The organism is Streptacidiphilus sp. MAP5-3, assembly GCF_041262505.1.
GTDB lineage: Bacteria > Actinomycetota > Actinomycetes > Streptomycetales > Streptomycetaceae > Streptacidiphilus.
In genome coordinates, this window is sequence record NZ_JBGCCL010000013.1 from 72,653 (window position 1) to 88,410 (window position 15,758).

Genomic DNA, 15,758 nt, shown 5'->3' on the forward strand with positions numbered 1-15,758 from the left:
GGGCCTCTGAGGCTGCCCGGAACCGGGCCCACCGCGTCCCGCGCGTTCGCACGCGCTCAGTCGCCCAGTACGCGGCGCAGATGGTTGTTGCCGAACCGGCGGTCCGGGTCCACCCGGTCCCGCAGCGCGGTGAAGTCCGCGAAGCGCGGATAGACGGTGGCCAGGTACTCCGCGTCGCGGGTGTGCAGCTTGCCCCAGTGCGGGCGTCCCTGATGCGCCGTCATGAGCTTCTCGACCTCGGTGAAGTAGCCCTGGTCGGCGGTACCCCGGTAGAGGTGGACGGCGATGTAGGCGGTGTCACGCCCGCTCGCGGTGGAGAGCCACAGGTCGTCGGCGGGCGCGACGCGCACCTCCACCGGGAACGAGATCCGCCAGTCCGACCGCGCGACCAGCCGCTTGAGCTCGCGCAGCACGGTGATGGCCGCCGCGCGCGGGACGGCGTACTCCATCTCGACGAAGCGCACCCGGCGCGGGCTGGTGAAGACCTTGTAGGAGACGTCCGTGTAGGTCCGCTCCGACCAGGCCTTGCTGGCGATCTTCGCGATGGCGGGAATCGTCCCCGGCAGCGCCCGGCCCACGCGGCAGGCGCCCTCCCAGACGGTGTTGGAGACGAAGTCGTCGTCCAGCCAACGCCTGAACGCCGGCAGCGGTGCGGCGGGGCCGTCGCTGCGGTTGTTGCGCTTGGTGGTGCAGCCCTCGGTGTGCGGGAACCAGTAGAACTCGAAGTGTTCGTTGTCGTCGGCCAGTTCGTCGAAGCGGCCGACCACCTCGTCGAAGGTCATCGGGGCCTCGTGCGCGGTGAGCAGAAAGGCGGGCTCGACGCCGAAGGTGATCGCGCTGACCACGCCGAGCGCGCCGAGGCCGAGCCGGGCGCCCTGGAACAGCTCGGCGTTCTCGGTCGGTGAGCACTGGGTGATCGTTCCGTCGGCGAGCACGATCTCCAGCGCCTTGATCTGCGCGGCGAGTGAGCCGGAGGCGCGGCCGGTGCCGTGGGTTCCGGTGCTGGTCGCGCCCGCGACGGTCTGCACCATGATGTCGCCCATGTTGGTCAGGGCGAGCCCGGCGTGCTCCAGCAGCCGGTTCAGCTGCTCCAGCGGGAGGCCCGACTCGACGGTGACCGTTCCGCTCTGGTGATCGATCTCCCGGATCCCGGTCAGTCGATCGGGACGGACGAGCATTCCGTCGGTCGCGGCGATCGAGGTGAACGAGTGACCGCTGCCGACCGCCTTGACCGTGAGGTCGTCCGCGGCTGCGGCGGATATCGCCTCGGCCAGTTCGGCCACCGATCCCGGGGTGACCACCCGGCGCGGACGCGCGGTCTGGTTACCGGCCCAGTTGCTCCACAGGCCGTGCTGGGTCTCTGTCGACACGTGCTCGCTCCTGCTGTTCCGGCGCCGACCGGAGCCGGCGAGAGCCGAGGAAGGCCGTGGCGACCGCGAGCGACGCCGCGGCCACGGTCACCCAGTAGCCCGCGGAGGCACCCGAGGCGTCCACCACCCAGCCCGCCGCGGAGGAGCCGAAGGCCACGCCGACAGCCAGACCGGTGGTGGTCCAGGTCATCCCCTCGGTCAGCTTGGCCGCAGGAACGATCCGCTCCACCAGCCCCATGGTGGTGACCATGGTGGGCGAGATGGACAACCCGGCGACGAACAGCGCCGCCGCCAGAGCCACGAGGTTCTTCACGAATAGGAGCGGCAGCATACTCACTGCCAGCGTGACGATCCCCACCAGGAACCGCCGGGACAGCGGTCCGTTCAACTTCAGTGCCCCGAAGACGATTCCGGCGATACAGGAGCCGAGCGCGTAGACGGCCAGCACGACCGAGGAGAGCGCCTTGTGGTGGAGGTGGTCGGCGAAGGCCACGGTCACCACCTCGACGCTGCCGAAGACGGCGCCGACGCCCACGAAGGTCAGCACCAGCACCAGCAGTCCGCGGGTCCGCAGCGCCGACGTCCCGCCGGCCTCGTGGCTGTGCGGGTGCAGCGGCGGTTCGGTGCGCGACTGCGTGCAGAAGAGCAGCACCCCGACGGAGAGGAAGACCGTCGCCAACAGCGGTCCAGCCTCCGGGAACCAGGAGGTCGACAGCCCGACCGCCAGGATCGGCCCGACGATGAAGACGATCTCGTCGACCACCGACTCGAACGAGTAGGCGGTGTGCAGCAGCGGCGAGCCCTTGTAGATGTGCGCCCAGCGGGCGCGTACCAGCGACCCCATGCTCGGGATGACGCCGGTCGGCACGGCGCAGGCGAAGAGCGCCCAGTCCGGCGCGCCGAGGGCGGCGCAGAGCAGTAGCGCACCCATCGAGGCGACGGCGACGCCGGTGGCGCGCAGCGCGACCCGGTTCTGGCCGTACCGGTCCACCAGCCGTCCGACCTGCGGCCCGAGCACCGCGGCCGAGAGCGCGACCGTCGCCGAGACCGCGCCGCCGAGGCCGTAGTCGCCGCGCAGCGTGGAGAGCATGGTGACCATGCCGATGCCGACCATCGAGAGCGGCATCCGCGCGACGAACCCCGTGACCGAGAAGGCCAGGCTGCCGGGGGCCTCGGCGAAGATCCGGCGGTACGCGGAGAGACCTGACAGCGCGGCGGACAAGAACGGCTCCGTAAGTCCGTAGGGGCAGGTATCGGCGAAACAGACGGCTCGGCGTACGGGACGTGCCGTAAGGGATGTGGTTTGTCATGACAGCTTACGTGGACATACATGGGATGTCCTACCAATTCTCACCGCTCCTCCGCCCGCCCGCCGCCGCGTCCGGCCCGCTCCGGCGGGCCTCGACCGGGCCTCGGGCGGGACGCCGGGACCGGTCCGGCAGGCGGAGGCGTGCCGGACCGCGGCGCGGGGGATGGCAGGATCGGAGCATGTCCGACGCGCATGCCCATGCTCCCTACGACGCCCTGCTGCTGCTCTCCTTCGGCGGTCCCGAGGGGGAGGACGACGTCGTCCCCTTCCTGGAGAACGTCACCCGCGGGCGCGGCATCCCCAAGGAACGCCTGGTCGAGGTCGGCCGGCACTACTTCCTCTTCGGCGGGGTCAGCCCGATCAACGCCCAGAACCGCGAGCTGCTCCAGGCACTGCGCAAGGACTTCGCCGACCACGGCCTGGACCTGCCGGTCTACTGGGGCAACCGCAACTGGGCCCCCTACCTGCCGGACGCGCTGCGCGAGCTGCTCGCCGACGGCCACCGCCGGGTGCTGGTCCTGGCCACCAGCGCCTACGCCAACTACTCGGGCTGCCGCCAGTACCGGGAGAACCTCGCCGCCGCGCTGACCGTGCTGCGGGAGGAGGGGGTTCCCGGTGCGGCCGAGCTCCGGGTCGACAAGCTCCGGCTCTTCTACAACCACCCCGGTTTCGTCGAGCCGATGATCGAAAGCACGCTTGCGGCGATCGACTTGCTGCCGGCGAGCATTCGATCGAACGCTCGCCTGGCATTCACCACCCACTCGATCCCGAACACGCTCGCCGACTCCTCCGGCGCACCCGGCGACCCCGCCCACGGCCGACCCGGTGGCGCCTACGTCGCCCAGCACCTGGAGGTCGCCCGGCTGATCGCCGAGGCCGTCAGCGCGGCGACGGGCGTGGCGGACCGTCCCTGGGAGCTCGTCTACCAGAGCCGCAGCGGCGCCCCGCACACCCCGTGGCTGGAGCCGGACATCTGCGACCACCTGGAGGCGCAGCACGCGGCGGGCGCGGCGGCGGTGGTCATGGTGCCGATCGGCTTCGTCTCCGACCACATGGAGGTCAAGTACGACCTCGACACCCAGGCCCGGGAGAAGGCCGAGGAGCTCGGCCTCCCGGTCGCCCGCGCGGCCACGGTCGGCGCGGACCCGCGCTTCGCCGCGGCGGTACGCGAGTTGGTCCTGGAGCGCTCCGCGATCGAACGCGGCGAGTCGCCCACCCGCTGTGCGCTGGGTCTGCTCGGCGCCTCCCATGACGTCTGCCCGGTCGGCTGCTGCCCGGCGGCACGCGGCGCGTCCCCGGCCGCGGCAGGTGCGGACTGGACCGACGCGTAGGCGGCCGTGACAACGACGACACCGGCAGACGCAACTGCACCGGCAACTGCAACGTCAAGTGAACAGGAAGCAAAGGGATCATGACGGATCATCAGGACCTGTACGCGGAGCTGCTGGAAATCGCCGTTGACGCCGCGTCACGTGCGGGAACGCTGCTGCGCGACGGTCGTCCCGTGAACCTGGGTGTGGCGGCGACCAAGAGCAGCGCGGTCGACGTGGTCACCGAGATGGACATCGCCGCCGAGAAGCTGATCACCGAGCTGATCGCGGAACGCCGCCCCGACGACGGCCTCCTGGGCGAGGAGGGTGCCTCGCGCGAGGGCACCACGGGCGTCCGCTGGGTGATCGACCCGCTGGACGGCACGGTCAACTACCTCTACGGACTGCCTGCTTGGTGCGTGAGCATCGCGGTGGAGCTGGACGGCGAGGTGGTCGTCGGCGTCGTCGACATCGCCCCGCGCGGCGAGCGGGTGCACGCGGTGCGCGGCGGGGGCGCGTACCTCAACGGCCACGCCCTCTCGATCCGTCCCGCGCCGCCGATGGACCAGGCGCTGGTCGCCACGGGCTTCGGCTACCTCCGTGACCGGCGGGCCCGCCAGGCGGAGGTGGTGGCCGCGCTGCTGCCGTCGCTCCGCGACATCCGCCGCGGCGGCTCGGCGGCGGTCGACCTCTGCGACGTCGCCGCGGGGCGGCTCGACGGCTACTACGAGCGCGGCCTCAACCCGTGGGACTACAGCGCGGGCGCGCTCATCGCCGCCGAGGCCGGGGCGCTGGTGGCCGGCCGCCCGGGCACCCCGCCCAGCCCGGAACTCACCGTCGCCGCCCCGAGCGGCCTCTTCGAGCCCCTGCAGGAGGCGCTGGAGCGCCTGGGCGCCTGGCACGACTGAGCCGCGCTCCCGCCCCCCACAGGTGGGCGCCGCAGGGCACCTCGCCCGCCCACGGCATGGCATAGCAACGCCCCGGACGTTGGTGCTTGTCCGGGGCGGGCGGGGTGCGGGTCGAGGGTGGTCGGGGGTGCGGCGTTACGCCGCAGTAGGCGGAGCGGAAGGCATCAGCTCGATGCCGTGCTCTGCCGCGAGTCGTCGAAGGTCGTCGAGCTCTGACTGCTCGACCTCGGCCAGGAAGTCGTCACCCGACTCCAGGGCGCGATGAAGATCCTGTTCTGCGTTCCTTATGCGCTGAAGGATGCCGGCGGTGAAGGCGTCCATGAGGCATGACCCCCTTGCTGAGTGTCGGGCGACCCCGGCCTCCGAACGTTCGGAGAAACCGGCGCGGATGGCCGCACGGCGGGCGGGTGCGACGCACACGAGTGCCGGAGCGCCAGGAGCGCTCGTGCATCGCGGGTGTACGGAGCTTCCTGCCCACGGCCTCTTCGGGGGAAACCTCGCCGGGGACGAGAAATCCCTCACACCCTCGAACCGGCCCGGAAGCCGGCCCGGAGCCGTCCGGAAGCCGTGCGTAAGCCGTCTGCGCAGCCCGGTTCCGGGGCCGCTTACCAGTGCTTTACAGGCAGGCGAGGCAGGATGGAAGCCTGTGAGCGCGCCCGCAGCGGGTGTGCCGTGCCCGAAAGGACCTGCGGTGCGAGTTCTCGTGGTCGAGGACGAGCAGTTGCTCGCCGATGCTGTCGCCACCGGTCTGCGTCGGGAGGCGATGGCTGTGGACGTGGTGTACGACGGCCAGGCCGCCCTGGACCGGATCGCCCTGAACGAGTACGACGTGGTCGTGCTCGACCGTGACCTGCCCCTGGTCCACGGGGACGACGTCTGCCGCAAGCTGGTCGAGGAGGCGCTGCCCACCCGCGTGCTGATGCTGACCGCTGCCGGTGACATCAGCGACCGCGTCGAGGGGCTGGAACTGGGCGCGGACGACTACCTGCCGAAGCCGTTCGCTTTCAGCGAACTTGTCGCGCGGGTCCGGGCGCTCGGCCGCCGGGCGACGACGCCGCTGCCGCCGGTGCTGGAGCGGGCCGGGATCAGCCTGGACCCGGGGCGGCGCGAGGTGCTGCGGGACGGGCGCCCGATCTCGCTGGCGCCCAAGGAGTTCGCGGTGCTCGAGGTGCTGATGCGGGCCGGCGGCGCGGTCGTGTCCGCGGAGCAGCTGCTGGAGAAGGCCTGGGACGAGCACACCGACCCGTTCACCAACGTCGTCCGGGTCACCGTGATGACCCTGCGGCGCAAGCTCGGCGAGCCGCCGGTGATCATCACCGTGCCCGGCTCGGGATACCGGATCTGACCCGTGGCAGAGCAACGCAGCGTGACCGTGACGCCTCAGCCCGCCACCGGCTCCGGAACGGCGCAGGCGCCGAAGCAGAGCCACTGGTCCGGGGCCGAGGTGCGGGAGTCCGTGCTCCCGTTCCGGCCGACCCTGCGGATCCGGCTGACCATGTTCTACGGCGGGATGTTCCTGCTCGCGGGGCTGGTCATGGTGCTGGTGATGTACCTGTTCGTGGACCAGGCGTTCGGTTCGGCGACGCAGATGCCGCACTTCCGGGTGGGGCAGGGCGTCTTCATCACCACCCCGGACGGCCAGCAGCTCACCGGTGACCAGCTCAACCAGTACCTCTACGGCTACCAGCACGCGCACACCGGCGAGGCACTGCACCTGCTGGTGCTGAAGTCGCTGGCGGCGCTGATAGCCCTGCTGATCATGGCCGTCTTCTTCGGCTACGCCATGGCCGGCCGGGTGCTCAGCCCGTTGGGGCGGATCACCCGCACCGCACGACAGGTGGCCGGATCCGACCTGCACCGGCGGATCGAGCTCGACGGTCCGGACGACGAACTCAAAGAGCTGGCGGACACGTTCGACGAAATGCTCGATCGTCTTGATCGATCTTTCGAATCGCAACGAAAGTTCGTCGCCAACGCCTCGCACGAGCTGCGCACCCCCCTGGCGATCAACCGCACCCTGCTGGAGGTGCAGCTCTCGGACCCGGGCGCCACGGCGGAGCTGCAGCAGCTGGGGAAGACCCTGCTGGCCACCAATGAGCGCAGCGAGCAGCTCGTCGAGGGCCTGCTGCTGCTCGCGCGCAGCGAGAACGAGCTCACCGAGCGGAAGCCGATCGACCTGACCGAGGTCGCCCGGCAGGCCGTGGAGCAGACGCGCGGCGAGGCCGCCTCCCGGCACGTGCGGCTGACCGCGACGCTCCCGCGGGTCCCCGGCGAGGTGGTGGTCTCCGGCAACGGCGTCCTGCTGGAGCGGATGGCGCTCAACCTGATCCAGAACGGGGTCAAGTACAACCTGGCCGCGGACGGCTGGGTGGACGTCCAGGTCCACGCCGCTCCGGACGGCGCCGGGGAGCTCGTGGTGGCCAACAGCGGCCCTCTCGTGCCCGGCTACGAGGTCGAGCACATCTTCGAGCCGTTCCGTCGCGGCAAGGGCCGGGAGCGGACGCACAGTGACAAGGGCGTCGGGCTGGGTCTTTCGATCGTTCGATCGGTCGTGCGCGCCCATGGAGGTTCGATCGAGGCGGTGCCGCGGACCGAGGGCGGCTTGCTGATCCGGGTGCGTATCACGCGCGGCCTGACCTCCTGACCCTCGGTTCCGAAGGCGCAGATCGCCGATTTCGAACGAAAAGTGCTTATCCGACATATCAATCATATCGATCACGCCGTCGAGGCCGCCCGCAGCGGCCTCGACGGCGTTTCAGTTGACCGTCCAGTAACCAGAAAAGCGGCTGTGACGTGCGTCCGTGCCCCTTGCCAGCAGGCCCGTTAACAACCTACGGTGGCGTAACCTACGGAAGCGTAGGTGAGCGTCGTACCGAGAGTTGGATTCACGTGACCATCGCCCCCGACCGCCCCGCCGCCGGCCGCGCACACTGGACCGACGTACAGTTGATCCACGCCCTTGAGGAGGTGGTGGAGCGCGAGCTCAACCGCCATCTGGGCGTGGCCAAGGAGTGGATGCCGCACGAGTACGTGCCGTGGAGCCTGGGGCGGGACTTCGACGGCGTGATGGGCGGGGAGGCCTGGGCGGTCGGGCAGTCGCCGGTCACCGAGGTCGGCCGGGTGTCGCTGGTGGTCAACCTGCTCACCGAGGACAACCTGCCGAGCTACCACCACGAGATCGCGACCATGTTCGGCCGCGACGGCGCGTGGGGCACCTGGGTGCACCAGTGGACGGCCGAGGAGGGCCGCCACGCGATCGTCATGCGCGACTACCTGCTCACCTCGCGCGCGGTCGACCCGGTCGCCCTGGAGCGCGCCCGGATGACGCACATGACCGAGGGCTTCGAGTCCGACAACAACCATTCGATGCTGCACTCGGTGGCCTACGTCGCCTTCCAGGAGCTGGCCACCCGGGTCTCGCACCGCAACACCGGCCACAACTCCGGCGACCCGGTCTGCGACCGGATGCTGGCGCGCATCGCGACCGACGAGAACCTGCACATGGTCTTCTACCGGAACCTGCTGAAGGCCGCGCTGGAGATCGCCCCCGACCAGGCCATGCGCGCGATCGCCGACGTGGTGATCAACTTCCGGATGCCCGGTCACGGCATGCCGGGCTTCGAGCGCGCTGCGGCCAAGATGGCCCTCGGCGGTATCTACAACCTGCGGATCCACCACGAGGACGTGCTCACGCCGGTGCTGCGCCACCTCAAGGTGCCGGAGCTCACCGGACTCGGCGCGGAGGGCCAGAAGGCGCAGCAGGAGATCGGCCTCTTCATGGACGGCCTCGACGCCCAGGCCCGGCGCTTCGAGGAGCGTCAGGAGGCCATCAAGGCCCGTAAGGCGGCTGCTGCGGCCGCTCGCGGCTGAGTCCCGTCGTCGCCTCCCCGGCGGTCCGTCGGGAGGCGACGGGGCCGACAAGTCCGACTTTCCTGAACTGTGATGAACGTCACATTTCATGGAGTCACGACCGGAGGCACGCAGTTTCGGCCAATTTGTAGCCGAAGCGGCGATTACCGACAGTGAACGGCGGCTTTGTGTACAGGCCCTGCGGTTACAGCGTTTCCACAGGTCATGATCACGGTAAGTGGTCAGTGAAGCATAAGCCCGACTCTGTCGTGCACCCGGCGAACGGGGGCATTGATCACCCGCACGAGGGGCAACTCGGGTGTCGATTGAGTAACGGGCCTTGAAGTAAGGCAAAATCTCGCCCTCGGGTCGGGCACAAGTCCGACTCCCTGCGCGTTACCTGCGCTGGAGATACCCGTAAGCACCCATAGGGGGAGAGTGAAGTGGCGACTGACTACGACACCCCACGCAAGACTGATGACGACCTCAACGAAGACAGCATCGAGGAACTCAAGGCACGCCGGAACGAGAAGACGACCAGCTCGGTCGATGTCGACGAGTTCGAGGCTGCCGAGGGTCTGGAGCTGCCGGGCGCGGACCTGAGCAATGAAGAGCTCTCCGTCCGTGTCCTGCCGCGACAGGCCGACGAGTTCACCTGCATGAGCTGCTTCCTGGTGCACCACCGGAGCCAGCTGGCCAGCGAGAAGAACGGCCAGCCGATCTGCCGGGACTGCGCCGCCTGATCGAGCGGTGAGAGGAAGGGGACTCATGGGACCGTTCCGCAAGCCGCAGAGATCCTCGGACGGAGACCGGTCGCACGGTCGGCCGGCCGAACGCTCGAAGGCGGATCCGCTCGCGGATTCCGTCGCCATGGACGACTCCAGACGTGACTCCACCGACGGCTCCGACGACGGAGCCTCGCAGTCGCAGGTCCTGGAGGCGTCCCTGGACGAGACGTCGGCCGATCTGGCACGGATCGCCGCCGAGATGGAGGTCTGGGACGGGTCCGCTCCCGCGGACTCCGTCCCCGCTGAACGGGGTCGTCTGGCCTCGCTCAGCAGGAAGCTGGGGCGTGGCCTCGGCAAGGGCGCCCATGGCGCCAAGGGAGGCGCCGTCGGTCTGGTCGACCGGCTGGTCGACGCGGCTCCCCGGATCGCGATCCGTGACGTGTCCAAACTCCGGGCTCACCACCCCAATGCAGCGAGCGCCGAGGAGTTGGCCGACCGGATCGCCGCCACCGCCGCACGCGTCTCGGGCGCGGTCGGTGCGAGCGTCGGTACCGCCGCGATGATGCCGGTTCCGCTGACGATGCCGGTCGAGATCGCCGCGGAGCTCCTCGCCGTGGCGGCGGTCGAGTTCAAGATGATCGCCGAGCTGTACGAGGCGTACGGGCAGCCCGCCCCCGGAAATGCGAAGCAGCGGGCCACGGCCTATCTGACCGTCTGGTCCGAGCGGCGCGGCATGGACGTGTCCAGCCCTGCCACCGTGATCGCCCTGGCCCGGAGCGCGGGTCTGCGCAAGGCGCTGCGCAAGCGGCTCACGCATGCGGGTGTGCGCAGGTTTCCCTCGTTGACGCCGCTGATGATCGGCGCCGCCGCCGGTGCCTACGTCAACCGCAAGGACACCGCGCGGCTGGCCAAGGAGATCCGCCGCGACCTGCGGGAACGCCGTCCCACCGACCCGGAGTACTGGCACCGGGCCCGCGTGGCGACCACGGACGTCCGGTCCCACTCCCGACGCGCACGGCGCGCGGAGCGCGGCGAGTAGCGCCGACGCGGACGCACGCTCCTCGCAGTCACCCGGAGCGCACTGCCTCCCGAGCGCACTGCCTCCCGAGTGCACGGCCCTCCAGCGCACTGCCCCTGAACGCCGAAGACCGGCCGCGGGCTGTGCCCGTGACCGGTCCGAACGATCGCTTCTCCGTCTGTCGTGCCGCAGGCCTCAGGCGGCCGGGATGGTCTCCGCCTTCGCGGACTCCAGGACCTGGGCGAGACGCTCCGGCGTGCGCGTGGAGAGGTACAGGTACGGCGTCGGGTCGTCCGGGTCGGTGACCGGGATCCGGATGGCCGTCGGGATGTAGCCGCGCAGCAGCATGAAGGCGCGGGCGTCGGCCTTGGCGGTGCGCCAGGTGAAGGCGGCCTCCTTGTCCAGGACCTCGGCCGTGCCGAGCGCGGACACCGGAACACGTGCGTCACCGGCCACCAGGTGGCCCTGCACGACGCGGATCCGCGGGGAGCCGTAGCTGCTCACCAGCATCGCGGCCGCGGCGCCGCCGATGACCAGTCCGAGCAGGCCGGGAATGGGCCCGAAGATCACAAAGACCAGCATGAAGGAGATGCCGCTTCCTACAGGAAGCAGCCACATGGCCGCCGGGGCGGAGAGGCGTTCGTCGTACATGGCTCCCATTGTGCGCCGGGCCGCGACGCGTCAGGGCTCCGGGGGCCTCTGCCTGTAAGGTCGCGGGGTGACCGATCGTCCCCGCCCCAGTCTCACGCCACCGCCTGACGCGGCTCCGCCGGTCCGGCACCCGGACGCACCCGCGCCCGGCAAGGCGATCGAGCCGCACTACGAGCACTGCTTCGCCTGCGGCCCCGCCCAGCCGCACGGCCTGCACCTCTCGTCCCGTGCGGGTGAGGGCGTGGAGGTCTTCGCCGAGTTCACCGTGGCCGCCGCCCACCAGGGTGCGCCCGGACTGGCCCACGGCGGCGTGCTGGTCACCGCGATGGACGACGCGCTCGGCACGCTCAACTGGCTGCTGCACACCACGTCCGTGACCGCCCGCCTGGAGACCGACTTCCGCGCTCCGGTGCCGGTGGGCTCGACGCTCTACCTGCACACCTGGGCCGAGGCCGTCGTCGGCCGCAAGATCTACTGCCGGGGCGAGGCCCGGCTGGACGCGCCGGACGGGCCGCTGGCCCTGACCGCGCGCGCCCTCTTCATCCAGGTCACGCTGGACCACTTCGTCAGCCACGGCCGCCCCGAGGACATCAAGGCGGTCATCGAGAACCCCGACCTGATCAAGCGCACCCGCGCCTTCGAAGTGAACCCGTGAGTCCTCGAAGCGGAGCGCGAAAGATTCACCTGTGAGTGGCGAGCTGAGGACAGGAATGAGCACCGAGATCCACCCCGTCGACGTCCTGCTGCGCCGTCTCGACGACGAGATGCCGGCCCCGGCGTACGAGCACCCCGGCGACGCGGGCGCCGATCTGCGCACCACCGTCGACGCCGTGCTGGAGCCCGGCGAGCGCGCCGTGCTGCCGACCGGGATCGCGATCGCGCTGCCCGACGGATACGCGGCCTTCGTACACGCGCGCTCCGGGCTGGCCGCGCGGTGCGGGGTCGCTCTCGTCAATGCCCCCGGAACGGTCGATGCCGGGTACCGTGGTGAGATCAAGGTGATCGTCGTCAACCTCGACCCGCGCGAGCGGGTGGTCTTCCGTCGCGGGGACCGGATCGCCCAACTGGTCGTCCAGCGGGTGGAGAAGGTCCGGTTCCACGAGGTGGTGGAACTGCCGGGGTCGGCACGCGCCGCAGGAGGCTTCGGGTCGACGGGGGGCCATGCCGCGGTTAGCATTCCCGCGGCCGGGCAGAAAGACTCTTCGGTACCCGACCGGGAAGGACAGTGACCGTGTTCCGTCGTCGCGCCAAGGGCGAGGACGCTGCCGATCAGCTCGACGAGATCGTCGACGCCGACAGCGAGGAGATCGCAGGGGCGACCTCCGAGGATGAGGACGACGCAGACGAGCGCGTGGGCTTGCCGCCCGCGCCCCGCCCCGATGGGCCGTTCGACTCCTCCGAGGTCGACGACGCCAAGGAGGGCCGGGTCGACCTCGGCGGCCTGCTGGTGCCCGGAGTCGAAGGCATGGAGCTCCGGGTGGAGGTCGCCGGTGACGCGATCGTCGCGGCCACGCTCGTGCTCGGCAACAGCGCCGTCCAGTTGCAGGCGTTCGCCGCGCCCAAGAACGAGGGCATCTGGGGCGAGGTCCGCAAGGAGATCGCCGACGGGATCGTCGAGCAGGGCGGTGCTGTCGACGAGGAGGAGACCGCGCTCGGTTGGGGCCTGCGGGCCCGCGTTCCGGTGCAGCTGCCGGACGGCACGCAGGGCGTGCAGCTGGTCCGCTTCGTCGGTTGCGACGGACCGCGCTGGTTCCTGCGCGGCGTGATCTCCGGCCAGGCCGCGGTGCAGCCGGAGTCGGCCGACGCGCTGGAGCAGATCTTCCGCAAGACCGTCGTGGTCCGCGGCGAGGCCCCGATGGCCCCGCGCGACCCGATCGTGCTGCGTCTGCCCGAGGACGCGCAGATGGTCGCCGACGGCATGCCGCAGCAGCAGGGTCACCCCGGTGTGGACGACCTGAACCCGTTCGAGCGCGGCCCGGAGATCACCGAGGTCCGCTAGGGCAGCGCTGTCACAGCCGGTACGACGTGTGCCCGCCCCTTTCCAGGGGCGGGCACACGTGCGAGAGTTCCCGTCGGCGAGGCCCGGAGATTGACCGGACAGCGGGGGGGAACGCGTGACAGGCAGGGACGTGGACGCCGTGGCGAGCGGCGGGGCGACGCAGACGGAGCTGCCGCCCATGGTCGAGGTCGTCGACCTGCACAAGTCCTTCGGCAGCGGACCCACGGCGGTGCACGCGCTGCGCGGGGTCTCGTTCACGGTCCGGCGCGGCGAGCTGACCGCGCTGAAGGGCCGCTCCGGCTCCGGCAAGACCACGCTGCTCAACCTCGTCGGCGGGCTGGACCGGCCCTCCGGCGGGCAGATCAGGATCGACGGCCGCGACCTCGCCGGGCTGGGCGAGGACGGGCTGCTGGACCTGCGCAGGGACCGGATCGGCTTCGTCTTCCAGTCCTTCGGGCTGCTGCCCATCCTCACCGCCGCCGAGAACGTGGGCGTCCCGATGCGGCTGTGCCGGACGCCGGTCGCCGAGCGCGAGGAGCGGGTGCGCGAACTGCTGGCCCTGGTCGGGCTCGCGGACCACGCCCGGCAGCGGCCCGGCGAGCTCTCCGGCGGTCAGCAGCAGCGCGTGGCCATCGCCCGCGCGCTCGCCAACCGCCCCGAACTGATCATCGCGGACGAGCCCACCGGCCAACTGGACTCGGACACCGGCCGCTCCGTGATGCGGCTGCTGCGCGCGGTCGTGCGCAGCGAGGGCGTGACCGCCCTGGTCGCCACGCACGACCCGACACTGATGGAACTGGCCGACCGCGTCCTGGACCTGCGCGACGGGCAGATCGTGTCCGCCTGAGTGCGCTTGCACCGCGAGGCAGTCGTACGACCCAGGGCGCGGGGCTGGTGTTGACGTGCGGCTCCTCTCCTGCCTTCGGCGGGGGGACCCCCAGCGTGGGCGCGACAAGCCGAGCCTGCACTCTCGCAGGTGGTTGCACTGTCCAGGGGCGCGGGGCACTGCGCGAGAAGCCACCCACGCAGGTGGCAGGCCGAAGGTGCGGGGCCATCCGCACGCGGGTGGTGTCTCGCGCGCGCAGTTGATCAAGCAGAGCCCCGCGGCCCTGATCAGAGTGCGACTACATCGCCTTTGCCCCGGCCTACCAGACCTCGGGCTTGCGTCCTGCCCACGGCCTGGCGGCCTCCAGCTGGGCGGAGAGGGAGATCAGGGTCGCCTCGGCGCCGTAGTGGCCGCCGAGCATCACGCCGATCGGGAGGCCCTCGGCCGACCAGTGCAGCGGCAGGTTGACCGCGGGCTGGCCGGTGGCGTTGAAGAGCGGCGTGAACGGCGTGAAGTGGGCCAGGCTGTCGAACTCCGCGCTCGGGTCGGCGTCGTTGCGCAGGCCGCCGACCAGCGCGGGTGGCTTGGCCAGCGTCGGGCTGAGCACCACGTCGTAGTCGGCCATGAGCTGGGCGACCAGCTGGCCGACCGCGCGGAAGGTGTAGAGCGCTGTGGCGAACTCCGGGCCGGAGACCTGCTGGCCGAGGCCGCGCAGGTGCCGGGTCAGCGGTATCAGCTTCTCCTCGTCCTCGGGCGCGACCGGGCGCTGGGTGGCCATCACCGCCCAGACCTGGCGAAAGACGCGAGCGAGCGTGTCGTCCGCAGGGAGCGCCATCTCGTCGACCCGGTGACCGAGACCGCTCAGCAGCTCGGCGGCGTCCCGCGTGGCCTCGACGCAGTCGGCGTGCACCTCGACGCCCGGCACCGGCGCGGCCGTCAGCACGGCGACCCGCAGCGTGCCGGGGTCCCGCTCGGCGTGTGCCCGGAAGGTCTCGCCCGCAGGCAACTCGGGTGCGACGTACGTGTCGCCGGGCATCCTGCCCGCCATCACGTCGAGCAGCGCGGCGGCGTCGGCGACGGTCCGGGCCAGCGGGCCGCTGGTGGAGAGGCCGCTGATGTCGTGCAGGGTCGGGCCGGCGCTGATCCGGCCCCGGCTCGGCTTGATCCCGAACAGCCCGCAGACCGAGGCGGGGATGCGGATCGAGCCGCCGCCGTCGCTGCCGTGGGCGAGCGGCGCGAGGCCGGACGCCACGGCGGTGGCCGCGCCGCCGCTGGAGCCGCCCGCGGATCGGTCCAGGTCCCAGGGCGTCCGGGCGGGCGGGGCGACCTCGTTCTCCGAGTAGCAGGGCAGGCCGAACTCGGGCGTCTGGGTCTTGCCGAGCATGACCGTTCCGGCCTGGCGCAGCCGGGTGACCACATGGTCGTCGACGTCCGGAACATGCTCGGCGTACGCGCGGGAGCCGAGCGTGGCCCGCACTCCGGCCACGAAGTTGAGGTCCTTGACGGGCACGGGCACGCCGTGGAGCGGCGCGAGGGTGCGCCCCTCGCGGCGGGCCTCGACGGAGTCCTCCTCCGCCTGCGCGGCCTGGGCGAGCGCCAACTCCGGGGTGACGGTGACGTAGGCGCCGACGGTCTCGTTGAGCTGCTCGATCCGCTCCAGGTAGTGCTGGGTCAGCTCGACCGGGGAGAGCTTGCCTGTCGCGATCAACTCGCCCTGCTCCAACGCGGTCAGATCGTGCAACTGCGGCATACCGGCCTCCCAGAGTCCTACCAGCGGGTAGCTCCCGCTT

The 15,758-nt window shown here is 71.0% G+C and carries 16 protein-coding genes; 11 read left to right on the top strand and 5 right to left on the bottom strand.

The window, feature by feature from the left end; all coding sequences use genetic code 11:
* Positions 1–56 precede the first annotated feature (56 nt).
* Both ABH928_RS20415 and ABH928_RS20420 read right to left on the bottom strand, forming a co-directional pair.
* Entirely contained in the window at positions 57–1,370 is a 1,314-nt protein-coding gene (locus ABH928_RS20415) for a D-arabinono-1,4-lactone oxidase (protein ID WP_370068462.1), read from the bottom strand.
* Complete coding sequence (locus ABH928_RS20420) at positions 1,324–2,592, bottom strand: MFS transporter (protein WP_370068464.1); 1,269 nt, start codon at positions 2,590–2,592, stop codon at positions 1,324–1,326. The genes ABH928_RS20415 and ABH928_RS20420 overlap by 47 nt, the downstream gene beginning before the upstream one ends.
* A gap of 266 nt (positions 2,593–2,858) precedes the next feature.
* Here ABH928_RS20420 and ABH928_RS20425 point away from each other — a divergent pair, with 266 nt between their 5' ends.
* Together ABH928_RS20425 and ABH928_RS20430 are read left to right on the top strand one after the other, a co-directional pair.
* Positions 2,859–4,010, top strand: a complete 1,152-nt coding sequence (locus ABH928_RS20425; protein WP_370068466.1) for a ferrochelatase — start codon at positions 2,859–2,861, stop codon at positions 4,008–4,010.
* An 80-nt stretch (positions 4,011–4,090) separates the two neighbouring features.
* Positions 4,091–4,897, top strand: a complete 807-nt coding sequence (locus ABH928_RS20430) for an inositol monophosphatase family protein (protein WP_370068468.1) — start codon at positions 4,091–4,093, stop codon at positions 4,895–4,897.
* A gap of 135 nt (positions 4,898–5,032) precedes the next feature.
* Here the strand turns inward: ABH928_RS20430 and ABH928_RS20435 are convergent, their stop codons facing one another.
* A complete protein-coding gene (locus tag ABH928_RS20435; RefSeq protein ID WP_196196677.1) occupies positions 5,033–5,218 on the bottom strand; it encodes a hypothetical protein in 186 nt (61 codons plus the stop codon).
* Between the two features lie 370 nt (positions 5,219–5,588).
* Between ABH928_RS20435 and ABH928_RS20440 the strand changes: the two genes are divergently transcribed.
* The 5 genes from ABH928_RS20440 to ABH928_RS20460 all read left to right on the top strand — a co-directional run bounded on the left by ABH928_RS20440 (position 5,589) and on the right by ABH928_RS20460 (position 10,513).
* The gene (locus tag ABH928_RS20440) at positions 5,589–6,242 is read left to right on the top strand and encodes a response regulator transcription factor (protein WP_370068471.1); all 654 of its coding nucleotides are present in this window, start codon (positions 5,589–5,591) and stop codon (positions 6,240–6,242) included.
* Positions 6,243–6,263: 21 nt separating this feature from the next.
* On the top strand, positions 6,264–7,541 hold the full coding sequence (locus ABH928_RS20445) for a sensor histidine kinase (protein WP_370068473.1): 1,278 nt from the start codon (positions 6,264–6,266) through the stop codon (positions 7,539–7,541).
* Between the two features lie 245 nt (positions 7,542–7,786).
* Positions 7,787–8,767, top strand: a complete 981-nt coding sequence (locus tag ABH928_RS20450) for an acyl-ACP desaturase (RefSeq protein WP_370068475.1) — start codon at positions 7,787–7,789, stop codon at positions 8,765–8,767.
* A gap of 422 nt (positions 8,768–9,189) precedes the next feature.
* On the top strand, positions 9,190–9,489 hold the full coding sequence (locus tag ABH928_RS20455) for a DUF4193 domain-containing protein (RefSeq protein WP_196196674.1): 300 nt from the start codon (positions 9,190–9,192) through the stop codon (positions 9,487–9,489).
* A gap of 127 nt (positions 9,490–9,616) precedes the next feature.
* The gene (locus tag ABH928_RS20460) at positions 9,617–10,513 is read left to right on the top strand and encodes a hypothetical protein (RefSeq protein WP_370068478.1); all 897 of its coding nucleotides are present in this window, start codon (positions 9,617–9,619) and stop codon (positions 10,511–10,513) included.
* A 174-nt stretch (positions 10,514–10,687) separates the two neighbouring features.
* On the opposite strand, the gene ABH928_RS20465 is transcribed toward ABH928_RS20460, so the two are convergent.
* Positions 10,688–11,143 (bottom strand): DUF3093 domain-containing protein, encoded by a 456-nt coding sequence (locus ABH928_RS20465; RefSeq protein ID WP_370068480.1) that lies wholly within the window; start codon positions 11,141–11,143, stop codon positions 10,688–10,690.
* 67 nt (positions 11,144–11,210) lie between these two features.
* On the opposite strand from ABH928_RS20465, the gene ABH928_RS20470 reads away from it, so the two are divergent.
* The 4 genes from ABH928_RS20470 to ABH928_RS20485 all read left to right on the top strand — a co-directional run bounded on the left by ABH928_RS20470 (position 11,211) and on the right by ABH928_RS20485 (position 13,989).
* Positions 11,211–11,798, top strand: coding sequence for a PaaI family thioesterase (locus ABH928_RS20470; protein ID WP_370068482.1), 588 nt, complete (start codon positions 11,211–11,213; stop codon positions 11,796–11,798).
* A 55-nt stretch (positions 11,799–11,853) separates the two neighbouring features.
* Positions 11,854–12,372 (top strand): dUTP diphosphatase, encoded by a 519-nt coding sequence (dut, locus tag ABH928_RS20475; RefSeq protein WP_370068484.1) that lies wholly within the window; start codon positions 11,854–11,856, stop codon positions 12,370–12,372.
* A gap of 2 nt (positions 12,373–12,374) precedes the next feature.
* On the top strand, positions 12,375–13,142 hold the full coding sequence (locus tag ABH928_RS20480) for a DUF3710 domain-containing protein (RefSeq protein ID WP_370068486.1): 768 nt from the start codon (positions 12,375–12,377) through the stop codon (positions 13,140–13,142).
* A gap of 178 nt (positions 13,143–13,320) precedes the next feature.
* Positions 13,321–13,989: an ABC transporter ATP-binding protein gene (locus ABH928_RS20485; protein ID WP_370068674.1), complete on the top strand. Its 669-nt coding sequence runs from the start codon at positions 13,321–13,323 to the stop codon at positions 13,987–13,989.
* A gap of 298 nt (positions 13,990–14,287) precedes the next feature.
* Here ABH928_RS20485 and ABH928_RS20490 read toward each other — a convergent pair whose 3' ends face one another.
* Positions 14,288–15,718 (bottom strand): amidase, encoded by a 1,431-nt coding sequence (locus ABH928_RS20490; RefSeq protein ID WP_370068676.1) that lies wholly within the window; start codon positions 15,716–15,718, stop codon positions 14,288–14,290.
* Between the last annotated feature and the right edge of the window lie 40 nt (positions 15,719–15,758).

Bases quoted from the DNA above. Each gene is read 5' to 3' on its own strand.
- ABH928_RS20425 (WP_370068466.1), top strand. From the start codon at position 2,859: ATGTCCGACGCGCATGCCCATGCTCCCTACGACGCCCTGCTGCTGCTC.
- ABH928_RS20430 (WP_370068468.1), top strand. From the start codon at position 4,091: ATGACGGATCATCAGGACCTGTACGCGGAGCTGCTGGAAATCGCCGTT.
- ABH928_RS20435 (WP_196196677.1), bottom strand. From the start codon at position 5,218: ATGGACGCCTTCACCGCCGGCATCCTTCAGCGCATAAGGAACGCAGAA.
- ABH928_RS20460 (WP_370068478.1), top strand. From the start codon at position 9,617: ATGGACGACTCCAGACGTGACTCCACCGACGGCTCCGACGACGGAGCC.
- ABH928_RS20465 (WP_370068480.1), bottom strand. From the start codon at position 11,143: ATGTACGACGAACGCCTCTCCGCCCCGGCGGCCATGTGGCTGCTTCCT.
- dut (WP_370068484.1), top strand. From the start codon at position 11,854: ATGAGCACCGAGATCCACCCCGTCGACGTCCTGCTGCGCCGTCTCGAC.
- ABH928_RS20485 (WP_370068674.1), top strand. From the start codon at position 13,321: ATGGTCGAGGTCGTCGACCTGCACAAGTCCTTCGGCAGCGGACCCACG.
- ABH928_RS20490 (WP_370068676.1), bottom strand. From the start codon at position 15,718: ATGCCGCAGTTGCACGATCTGACCGCGTTGGAGCAGGGCGAGTTGATC.